This window comes from Neisseria sp. P0016.S008 (assembly GCF_051957775.1).
GTDB lineage: Bacteria > Pseudomonadota > Gammaproteobacteria > Burkholderiales > Neisseriaceae > Neisseria > Neisseria flavescens_B.
The window spans coordinates 107262-117628 of the sequence record NZ_JBQCWB010000003.1 but is presented as its reverse complement, the minus strand read 5'-3'; the positions used below and the strand labels follow the sequence as shown (position 1 = coordinate 117628).

The following is a 10367-nucleotide window of genomic DNA, read 5'->3' as shown; positions in this document are numbered from 1 at the left end:
TGTATGCCAATGGGCAAGGAGTCCGTCAAGATTATGCACAGGCAGTGCAGTGGTATCGCAAGGCTGCAGAACAAGGGGATGCAGAAGCTCAATTTAATTTGGGTTGGATGTATGCCAATGGGCAAGGAGTCCGTCAAGATTATGCACAGGCAGTGCAGTGGTATCGCAAGGCTGCAGAACAAGGGCATGTCGATGCCCAATATAATTTGGGTGTCATGTATTATGATGGACAAGGGGTCCGTCAAGCCTATGCACAGGCAGTGCAGTGGTATCGCAAGGCAGCAGAACAAGGGCATGCTAAAGCGCAATATAATTTGGGTGTGATGTACACCAACGGGCAAGGAGTTCGTCAGGACTATATACAGGCAGTGCAGTGGTATCGTAAGGCGGCAGAACAAGGATTGGCTGATGCCCAATATAATTTGGGTGTGATGTACGCCAACGGGCAAGGAGTCCGTCAAAATGATACACAGGCAGTGCAGTGGTATCGTAAGGCGGCAGAACAAGGATTGGCCGATGCCCAATCTAATTTGGGTGTGATGTATGCTAACGGGCAAGGAGTCCGTCAAGACGATGCACAGGCAGTGCAGTGGTATCGGAAGGCGGCAGAACAAGGGGATGCCGAGGCACAATATAATTTGGGTGTGATGTATACCCAAGGACAAGGAGTTCGGCAAAATCTTGTGATTGCTAAGGAATGGTATGGCCAGGCTTGTGATAATGGATCTCAACAAGGTTGTGATAATTATCGAGAATTGAATCAGGCAGGATATTGAATTTTTCTAAAGGCCGTCTGAGAAAACTTAGGACAAAACCAAAATGACTTTTCAAAACAAAAAAATCCTCGTCGCCGGGCTTGGTGGCACGGGTATTTCCATGATTGCCTATCTGCGCAAAAACAGTGCGGAGGTGGCTGCGTATGATGCGGAGCTGAAAGCTGAGCGCGTGTCGCAAATCGGTAAGATGTTTGACGGGCTGGTGTTTTACACGGGTCGTCTGAAAGATGCGTTGGACAACGGTTTCGATATTCTGGCGCTCAGCCCCGGCATCAGCGAGCGGCAGCCGGATATCGAGGCGTTCAAGCAAAACGGCGGACGCGTGTTGGGCGACATCGAATTGCTGGCGGACATTGTGAACCGTCGCGGCGACAAGGTGATTGCGATTACCGGCAGCAACGGCAAAACCACGGTAACGAGCTTGGTCGGCTATCTCTGCATCAAGTGCGGGCTGGATACCGTTATCGCGGGCAATATCGGCACGCCGGTTTTGGAGGCGGAATTGCAGCGCGAAGGCAAAAAGGCGGACGTGTGGGTGTTGGAGCTTTCCAGCTTCCAACTGGAAAACACCGAAAGTCTGCGCCCGACTGCGGCGACGGTGCTGAACATTTCCGAAGACCACCTCGACCGCTACGACGACCTGCTTGATTACGCGCATACCAAGGATAAGATTTTCCGTGGCGATGGCGTGCAGGTTTTAAATTCAGACGACGTGTTCTGCCACGCCATGAAGCGTGCCGGGCGCGAGGTGAAATGGTTTTCGTTGGAACACGAAGCTGATTTTTGGTTGGAACGTGAGACAGGCCGCCTGAAACAAGGCAATGAAGATTTGATTGCCACGCAAGACATTCCGCTGCAAGGTCTGCACAACGCCGCCAACGTTATGGCTGCCGTGGCTTTGTGTGAGGCTATCGGTTTGCCGCGAAACGAGTTGCTCGAACACGTTAAAACCTTCCAAGGCCTGCCGCACCGCGTGGAAAAAATCGGCGAGAAAAACGGCGTGGTGTTCATCGACGACAGCAAAGGCACGAACGTCGGCGCGACCGCCGCCGCGATTGCCGGTTTGCAAAATCCGCTCTTCGTGATTTTGGGCGGCATGGGCAAAGGGCAGGACTTCACGCCCCTGCGCGACGCGCTTGTCGGCAAGGCAAAAGGCGTGTTCTTGATTGGTGTCGATGCGCCGCAAATCCGCCGCGATTTGGACGGTTGCGGTCTGAATATGACCGACTGCGCCACTTTGGAAGAAGCGGTTCAGACGGCATACGCCCAAGCCGAAGCGGGTGATATCGTGTTGCTCAGTCCGGCTTGTGCGAGCTTTGATATGTTTAAAGGCTATGCGCACCGTTCGGAAGTGTTTATCGAAGCGTTCAAAGCTTTGTAAGGCCGTCTGAAAGATGAAAGTCGGGTTGAAAATCGGCTTGGCGACAGTCGTACTTTTGGCTGTCGCCGCTTTAGTATTTTGGTTTGCCGCACCGATTCGTTCTACGACAACCGTTACCACACCAAGCGAAACGCCGTTGCCTGAAGATGCAGTTATCGACAGATTAGTCGTACATAAAAGTAAGCGCACCATGTCGGCGTATTACCAAGGCAAGTTGCTGAAAACCTATCCCATTTCGTTGGGCAAGCAGCCGGTCGGGCATAAACAGTTTGAAGGCGACGGCAAAACGCCCGAAGGAAAATACCGCATCAATGAGCGTAATCCCAACAGCGGCTACTATAAAAACCTCGGCGTTTCCTACCCTAACGAAGCCGACAAAACCTACGCTGCGGTACAAGGCAAAAGTCCGGGCGGGTTGATTAAAATCCACGGCATGAAAAACGGTTGGGGTTTTATCGGCAAAAAACACCTGCAAAAAGACTGGACCAACGGCTGCATCGCGGTAACGGACGAGGAAATCGACGAGCTCTACCGCAGCGTGAAACACAACGCAGAAATTGAAATTCTGCCGTAAGCCTCGTGTGCCATTGCCTCAAAGGTCGTCTGAAAACGTTAAGGCGGTTTCAGACGACCTTTTTGCTGCAACGGCAAACTTGTTCTTTTCCTTTAACCCGTGTTACTGTTTCTTAAAGTTTGCCTATGCGGGCAAACGGCGAGGTGGCGGGCAGCCATGCCTGACCGAAAAAACGTGTGTTCATCAATCCGAAAGGAAAACCCATGAATTTTCAAGACTACATCCGTTACGATGCCGTCGGTTTGGCAGAGCTGATCCGCAAAAAAGAAGTGTGTGCCGATGAAGTGTTGCAGGCTGCTTTAAACCGCTTGGACGAAGTCAATCCCAAGCTCAATCTGTTGGCGCACGATTTGCGCGAACGCGCGGCGGCGTGGCAGGGGTCGTCTGAAAATGCCGATACGCCGCTGGCGGGCGTACCGTTTTTGCTCAAAGACTTGCTGGCGGATTGGGAAGGCGCGCCGACATGGTCGGGTTCGCGTATGATGCAGCATTACATTGCCAAACAAAACAGCGATTTGACCCAAGCCTATCTCGATGCGGGGCTGCGCGTGTTCGGCAAAACCACTACGCCCGAATGGGGCGCGTATCCCGTTACCGAAACCGAAATTTACGGCATCACGCGCAATCCGTGGCATTTGGATTACACCGCGGGCGGCAGCAGCGGAGGCGCGGCGGCGGCAGTGGCTTCGGGCGTCGTACCCGCAGCGCACGGCAGCGACGGTGGCGGCTCCATTCGCTTACCCGCGCACAACTGCGGCGTGTTCGGACTGAAACCCACGCGCGGCCGCAGCAGTTACGCGCCGAACGCATCGGAGGCATGGCAAGGTTTGGTATGCGACCATGTGTTGACCCGCAGCGTGCGCGACAGCGCGGTTTTGCTGGACATCGCCGCCCAAACCCAAGCCCGCGCCCTGTATGCCTGCCCGTCGCCGCCCGAAAACGGTTTTGCAGACAGCCTGAAACTAGAAACAGGTTGTCTGAAAATCGCTTTTTGGAAGCAGACATGGTTTGGCGGCGGCAACGACGAAGGCACGGAAGCCGCGTTCGCCCATAGTTTGAAACTGATGCAAGACGCGGGACACGAATTGGAAGAAGCCACGCCCGATTTTGCACCGCCTGAACAGCTCAACCGAGCCGCCCGCATCATCGTCATGGGCGAAACGGCAAAACTGTTCTACCAATATCAATACGAAACCGGACAAAAACTGCCGCACTGCTTGCTTGAACCGACAACGTGGGCAATGATTGTGCAGGGGCGGCAAATCAGTGCGGGCGAAATGGCATGGGCGCGCGACGTAATGCTGGCGCAGGAACGTGCCGCCAAAGCATTTTTCACACGCTACGACGTGTTAATGACGCCCGTCTGCCCGCGCACCACGCCGAAAATCGGCGAGATGATGCCGTCGCCCGCAGCACAAAAAGCCATGCGCCTGCTGTTTGGCACGCTGCGTTTGGGTTTTCTGTTGAAAAACAACCCGTTTTTAGAAAAAGAAGCCACCGCCGCGCTGCAATACGTCGGTTATACGTCGCCGCTGAACATGAGCGGCAACCCCGCCATGAGTGTGCCGCTTTACCGGCATAACGGGCTGCCCGTCGGTACCCAGTTCGCCGCCGCACACGGGCGCGAAGACACGCTGCTCCGCCTCGCCGCGCAGTTGGAACAGATACAGCCGTGGGCGGAAATACCGCAGTTGGCGTAGGGTTTGTATTGGATAAAAAGTAGCCTATTTTTCTGAAGAAAAAATTTATACAAGGCCGTCTGAGAACATAAAAGCGTTTTCAGACGGCCTTTTGCCGGTATCAAAGGGTAGGGGAGGGCGCAAAGAACGTCGGAATCCGGCATCTTTAAAGATTCTGAATTGTTGGTTTGGAAATAAACCTTTAAAATAACGTTAATTCATTTTTTCAGACGGCCTCTTGCCCATTTGCAGGCCGTCTGAATATTTTATTCAAGCCGTTACGGATGTTTTCATGATTAGTCTTTCCAAAATGCTTGACCGGCCGATTGCGCGCGATGGTCGGAAGTTTGATGTTTCTCTCTTGTGGATGGTCGTCTTAATGACGGTCTTCAGCCTGATTATGATTTATTCGGCTTCTATTGCGTATGCGGCATCGGAAGGGGGCAGCCAGTTTTCTTTTGTGTCTAAGCAGGCAATGTTTATCTTGTTTACGGTGGCCATATGCTTGCCGCTTTTCCTGCTAAAGATGAGCTTCTGGCGGCGGATTATTCCGTTTTATTTTGCTGTTTCGGGTTTGCTGTTGTTGCTGGTTTTGTTTGTCGGCCGTGAGATTAACGGTGCGACGCGCTGGATTCATATAGGACCGCTCAACTTGCAACCGACCGAATTTTTCAAATTGGCGACGGTCTTGTATTTGTCCAGCCTGTTTACGCGCCGTGAAGAAATGTTGCGTGATTTGGATTCTTTGGGTTGGTCGTCTTTGTTTACCGGTATTGGCGATTTGGTGTGCAGCCCTTTTAAAAGTGAAGCTCGGGTAAGGGTAAAGGAACGTTTCCGCAAGTTTAAGACCTTGATTCTGCCGATAATGTTGGTGGCGGTCGGTTTGGTTTTGATTATGGGTCAGCCGGACTTTGGCTCGTTTGTCGTGATTGTCGTGATCACCATGGGTATGCTGTTTTTGGCAGGCTTTCCGTGGAAATATTTTGCCGTATTGGTGGCGACCGTTGTGAGCGGTATGGGCTTGTTGATTTTGGCCGCGCCTTACCGTATGGCGCGTGTGGCGGCGTTTTTGGACCCTTGGAGCGATCCTTTGGGTAAAGGTTATCAGCTGACGCATTCCTTAATGGCGATTGCGCGCGGCGGCTGGTTTGGCGAGGGCTTGGGTGCGAGTTTGGAAAAACGTTTTTACCTGCCTGAAGCGCATACGGACTTTATTTTTGCCGTTATCGGCGAGGAATTTGGCTTTGTCGGGATGCTGGTTTTGGTATTCTGCTACGGCTGGCTGGTGTGGCGTGCGTTTTCCATTGGCAAGCAGGCGCGTGATTCGGGCTTAATGTTCAGCGCGTACATTGCCAATGGTATCGGTATTTGGATTGGTATTCAAAGTTTCTTCAATATCGGTGTAAACATCGGTATCCTGCCCACTAAAGGCCTGACTTTGCCGTTTATGTCTTACGGCGGTTCGGCTGTCTTTATCATGCTGGTGTGCATTACTTTGTTATTGCGCATTGATTATGAAAACCGCCAAAAAATGCGCGGTTATTCGGTGGAGTAAAACCATGAGCGGTAAAACTTTTATGCTGATGGCCGGCGGTACGGGCGGTCATATTTTCCCTGCATTGGCGGTTGCCGAGTCGCTGCAGAAGCGCGGACATCATGTGATTTGGCTGGGCAGTCAGGATTCGATGGAAGAGCGTATCGTGCCGCAATACGGCATACGCTTGGAAACGCTGGCCATTAAAGGCATACGCGGCAACGGCATCAAGCGTAAGCTGATGTTGCCGTTTACGCTGTATAAAACCGTCCGTGCGGCGCAGCAGATTATTAAGAAACACCGTGTCGAATGTGTGATCGGTTTTGGCGGTTTTGTTACTTTCCCCGGTGGCTTGGCGGCAAAAATTTCCGGTGTGCCGATTGTGATTCATGAGCAAAACGCCGTAGCCGGTTTGTCCAACCGCCAACTATCGCGTTGGGCAAAACGTGTCCTGTATGCTTTCCCGAAAGCCTTTCAACATGAAGGCGGATTGGTGGGTAACCCTGTCCGTGCCGATATTGCGGCATTGCCTGTTCCTGAAGAACGCTTTGAAAACCGTCAAGGCCGTCTGAAAGTTTTGGTGGTGGGCGGCAGTTTGGGTGCGGATGTGTTGAACAAAACCGTTCCGCAAGCTTTGGCATTATTGCCTGAGGAGGCCCGTCCGCAAATGTATCATCAGTCCGGCCGCAATAAATTGGGCAACCTGCAGGCGGATTACGATGCGTTGGGTGTACAGGCCGAGTGCGTCGAATTTATTACTGATATGGTGTCGGCCTACCGTGATGCCGATTTGGTGATTTGTCGTGCCGGCGCGCTGACGATTGCCGAGCTGACGGCTGCCGGTTTGGGTGCGTTGCTGGTGCCGTATCCGCACGCAGTGGACGACCATCAAACAGCTAATGCGCGCTTTATGGTGCAGGCCGAAGCTGGTTTGCTGTTGCCTCAAACCCAGTTGACGGCAGAAAAGCTGGCCGAAATCCTCGGCGGATTAAGCCGTGAAAAATGCCTGAAATGGGCGAAAAATGCCCGTACCTTGGCGTTGCCGCACAGTGCGGACGATGTGGCGGAAATTGCCATATCCTGTACCGAATAAGCAGGCAGACTTTGTTCAAGGCCGTCTGAAAAGTTGATTAACGGCGTTTCAGACGGCCTTTATTGCTTTTGTTAAAATTCCTTTACAATAAAAGCATGGCGCAGAAGCGGATAGCCCTTTAAAATAACGCCTTTACGCACTAAAAACCAACCGGAACGCAACGTTATGATGAAAAATCGAGTGACCAACATCCATTTTGTCGGAATCGGCGGCGTCGGCATGAGCGGTATTGCCGAAGTTTTACACAATTTGGGCTTTAAAGTTTCCGGTTCGGATCAGGCGCGTAATGCCGTTACTGAGCATTTGAGCGCTCTCGGCATCCAAGTTTACCCAGGCCATACTGCCGAACACGTCAACGGTGCCGACGTGGTTGTTACCTCTACTGCCGTTAAAAAAGACAATCCTGAAGTTGTTGCCGCGTTGGAACAGCAGATTCCCGTGATTCCGCGCGCGCTGATGTTGGCGGAACTGATGCGCTTCCGCGATGGTATCGCCATTGCCGGTACGCACGGCAAAACCACGACAACCAGCCTGACCGCTTCTATTCTCGGTGCGGCAGGTCTTGATCCGACTTTCGTTATCGGCGGTAAGCTCAATGCCGCAGGTACCAACGCCCGTTTGGGTAAAGGCGAATACATCGTCGCAGAAGCCGACGAATCCGATGCCTCTTTCCTGTACCTGACTCCGATTATGTCCGTCGTGACCAATATTGACGAAGACCACATGGACACTTACGGCCACAGCGTTGAGAAACTGCATCAGGCATTTGTCGATTTCATCCACCGTATGCCGTTCTACGGCAAAGCGTTTTTGTGTATCGACAGCGAACACGTCCGCGCGATTTTGCCCAAAGTGAGCAAACCTTATGCTACTTATGGCTTGGACGATACTGCCGATATCTACGCAACCGATATTGAAAACATCGGCGCGCAAATGAAATTTACCGTTCATGTTCAAATGAAAGGACATGAGCAAGAGCCGTTTGAGGTTGTTTTGAATATGCCAGGCCGCCACAACGTCCTCAATGCGTTGGCGGCTATTGGCGTTGCGCTGGAAGTTGGCGCATCGGTTGAAGCGATCCAAAAAGGCTTGCTTGGCTTTGAAGGTGTTGGCCGTCGCTTCCAAAAATATGGCGACATCAAATTACCAAACGGTGGAACCGCTTTGCTGGTGGACGATTATGGCCACCATCCTGTCGAAATGGCGGCAACCCTTTCCGCCGCACGCGGTGCATACCCTGAAAAACGCTTGGTCTTGGCTTTTCAACCGCACCGCTATACCCGTACACGCGATTTGTTTGAAGACTTTACCAAAGTCCTCAATACCGTTGATGCGCTGGTGTTGACCGAAGTTTATGCCGCAGGCGAAGAGCCGATTGCCGCAGCCGACTCCCGCGCCTTGGCGCGCGCCATCCGCGTATTGGGCAAACTTGAGCCTATTTACTGCGAAAACGTTGCCGACCTGCCGCAAATGCTGCTGAATGTTTTGCAAGACGGCGATGTTGTACTGAATATGGGTGCCGGCAGCATTAACCGCGTTCCGTCTGCATTGGTGGAATTGTCGAAACAATCATAATAAACAGGCATATTGGCCTTTGAGGACAGATAGGTCGTCTGAATAATATTCAGACGGCCTGTATCAGTATTTAAGAAAGTGGAAATTATGCAGAATTTTGGCAAAGTGGCCGTGTTGATGGGTGGCTTCTCCAGCGAGCGCGAAGTTTCGCTGGACAGCGGCGCCGCTATTTTGGCTGCCTTGAAAAGCAAAGGCGTCGATGCCCATGCGTTCGACCCCAAAGAAACCCCGTTGTCTGAATTGAAAACACAAGGTTTTCAGACGGCCTTCAATATTCTGCACGGCACTTTCGGCGAAGATGGCGCGATTCAAGGCGCGTTGGAGCTGATGAGTATTCCTTACACCGGCAGCGGCGTGGCCGCTTCTGCGTTGGGTATGGACAAATACCGCTGCAAACTAATTTGGCAGGCCTTGGGTTTGCCTGTTCCTGAATTTGCCGTATTGCATGATGACAGCGACTTTGATGCTGTTGAAGAGAAATTGGGCTTACCGATGTTTGTCAAACCTGCAGCTGAAGGCAGCAGCGTCGGCGTGGTAAAAGTAAAAGAAAAAGGCCGTCTGAAAAGTGTTTACGAAGAATTGAAACACTTGCAGGGCGAAATTATTGCCGAACGCTTTATCGGCGGCGGTGAGTATTCTTGCCCGGTATTGAACGGCAAAGGCCTGCCGAGCATTCATATTATTCCGGCTACCGAGTTTTACGACTACGAGGCTAAATACAACCGCGACGATACGGTGTATCAATGCCCGTCGGAAGATTTGAGCGAGGCGGAGGAAAACCTGATGCGCGAACTGGCCGTGCGTGGCGCGCAGGCGATTGGTGCGGACGGCTGTTCGCGCGTGGACTTTCTGAAAGATACAGACGGTAAACTGTATCTCTTGGAAATCAATACCTTGCCCGGTATGACCAGCCACAGTTTGGTGCCAAAATCTGCAGGCCATATCGGCGTGGATTTTGCTGATTTGTGTATTGAGATTTTGAAGACCGCTCATGTGGGATGATGCAGGCGCACTGGGTCGGTTGACCCGCCGGCTATTGGTGCTGATGACCTTTCTGCTGATAGGTTCGGGCGTAGCTTGGCTTTACAATTCCAAATATTTCCCTGTGAAACAGATTGCCATTCAGGGCAAGCTGAAATATGCTTCCAGCAAAGAATTGCAAACTGTTGCACGAGAGCATATCAGGGGTAATATGTTCCGCGCCGATATTGATTCGGCGCAGGCCGCTTTTCAGGAATTGCCTTGGATTGACTCGGCAATGGTACGCCGCCGTTTTCCGGAAACCGTGGAAATTATCCTGACCGAGCGTGTGCCGGTTGCACACTGGCGCGCCGGTGGCTTGGTGGACAGTAAGGGTAATGTGTTTGCCGCAAGCCTGAAACAGGACCTGCCTATATTTGAAGGGCAGCAGGGGACAGGCAAAGATATGGTCAAACATTATGCGGACTTTTCCGGTATTTTGAGTCCGTTGAAACTGACCATCAAAGAATTGATCTACACGCCGCGTTCGGCATGGCTGCTTGTATTGAACAACGGCATTACCGTGCGCTTGGGGCGTGAAAACGAAATCAAACGTTTGCAGCAGTTTGCCCAGATTTGGCCATCGCTGCTGCGTAAAAAACAAAGTCGTATCGAGTATGTCGATATGCGTTATAAGGATGGTTTTTCAGTCCGTTACAGGCCGTCTGAGAACCCTTCCGACAGTGAATAGCCGATTAGACGTGAAGCAATCTTGTTTCAAAAATAATCAAACCG

General features: G+C 52.0%; 9 protein-coding genes. All 9 read left to right on the top strand.

The features are described from left to right. A partial coding sequence (locus ACTHS8_RS04700) for an SEL1-like repeat protein (protein ID WP_440373122.1) occupies positions 1-776 on the top strand: 776 nt, incomplete at its 5' end. A 43-nt stretch (positions 777-819) separates the two neighbouring features. Further along, the gene (gene murD / locus ACTHS8_RS04695) at positions 820-2157 is read left to right on the top strand and encodes a UDP-N-acetylmuramoyl-L-alanine--D-glutamate ligase (protein ID WP_440373121.1); all 1338 of its coding nucleotides are present in this window, start codon (positions 820-822) and stop codon (positions 2155-2157) included. A 13-nt stretch (positions 2158-2170) separates the two neighbouring features. Then, positions 2171-2731 carry a L,D-transpeptidase family protein gene (locus ACTHS8_RS04690; protein ID WP_440373120.1) on the top strand — a complete coding sequence of 187 codons (561 nt, stop codon included), beginning with the start codon at positions 2171-2173 and terminating at the stop codon, positions 2729-2731. 203 nt (positions 2732-2934) lie between these two features. Further along, the gene (locus tag ACTHS8_RS04685; RefSeq protein ID WP_440373119.1) at positions 2935-4431 is read left to right on the top strand and encodes an amidase; all 1497 of its coding nucleotides are present in this window, start codon (positions 2935-2937) and stop codon (positions 4429-4431) included. A gap of 271 nt (positions 4432-4702) precedes the next feature. Continuing rightward, positions 4703-5965, top strand: coding sequence for an FtsW/RodA/SpoVE family cell cycle protein (locus tag ACTHS8_RS04680; RefSeq protein WP_308887907.1), 1263 nt, complete (start codon positions 4703-4705; stop codon positions 5963-5965). A 4-nt stretch (positions 5966-5969) separates the two neighbouring features. Then, positions 5970-7037 (top strand): undecaprenyldiphospho-muramoylpentapeptide beta-N-acetylglucosaminyltransferase, encoded by a 1068-nt coding sequence (murG, locus tag ACTHS8_RS04675; protein ID WP_440373118.1) that lies wholly within the window; start codon positions 5970-5972, stop codon positions 7035-7037. 165 nt (positions 7038-7202) lie between these two features. Further along, on the top strand, positions 7203-8612 hold the full coding sequence (gene murC / locus ACTHS8_RS04670; RefSeq protein WP_063076123.1) for a UDP-N-acetylmuramate--L-alanine ligase: 1410 nt from the start codon (positions 7203-7205) through the stop codon (positions 8610-8612). Between the two features lie 87 nt (positions 8613-8699). Next, positions 8700-9614, top strand: a complete 915-nt coding sequence (locus ACTHS8_RS04665; RefSeq protein WP_440373117.1) for a D-alanine--D-alanine ligase — start codon at positions 8700-8702, stop codon at positions 9612-9614. Then, positions 9604-10323 carry a cell division protein FtsQ/DivIB gene (locus ACTHS8_RS04660; protein WP_440373116.1) on the top strand — a complete coding sequence of 240 codons (720 nt, stop codon included), beginning with the start codon at positions 9604-9606 and terminating at the stop codon, positions 10321-10323. The genes ACTHS8_RS04665 and ACTHS8_RS04660 overlap by 11 nt, the downstream gene beginning before the upstream one ends. Positions 10324-10367: the final 44 nt, after the last annotated feature.

Coding starts and splice junctions, on each gene's coding strand:
- ACTHS8_RS04680 (WP_308887907.1), top strand. CDS start 4,703: ATGATTAGTCTTTCCAAAATGCTTGACCGGCCGATTGCGCGCGATGGT.
- murC (WP_063076123.1), top strand. CDS start 7,203: ATGATGAAAAATCGAGTGACCAACATCCATTTTGTCGGAATCGGCGGC.
- murG (WP_440373118.1), top strand. CDS start 5,970: ATGAGCGGTAAAACTTTTATGCTGATGGCCGGCGGTACGGGCGGTCAT.
- ACTHS8_RS04665 (WP_440373117.1), top strand. CDS start 8,700: ATGCAGAATTTTGGCAAAGTGGCCGTGTTGATGGGTGGCTTCTCCAGC.
- murD (WP_440373121.1), top strand. CDS start 820: ATGACTTTTCAAAACAAAAAAATCCTCGTCGCCGGGCTTGGTGGCACG.
- ACTHS8_RS04660 (WP_440373116.1), top strand. CDS start 9,604: ATGTGGGATGATGCAGGCGCACTGGGTCGGTTGACCCGCCGGCTATTG.
- ACTHS8_RS04690 (WP_440373120.1), top strand. CDS start 2,171: ATGAAAGTCGGGTTGAAAATCGGCTTGGCGACAGTCGTACTTTTGGCT.
- ACTHS8_RS04685 (WP_440373119.1), top strand. CDS start 2,935: ATGAATTTTCAAGACTACATCCGTTACGATGCCGTCGGTTTGGCAGAG.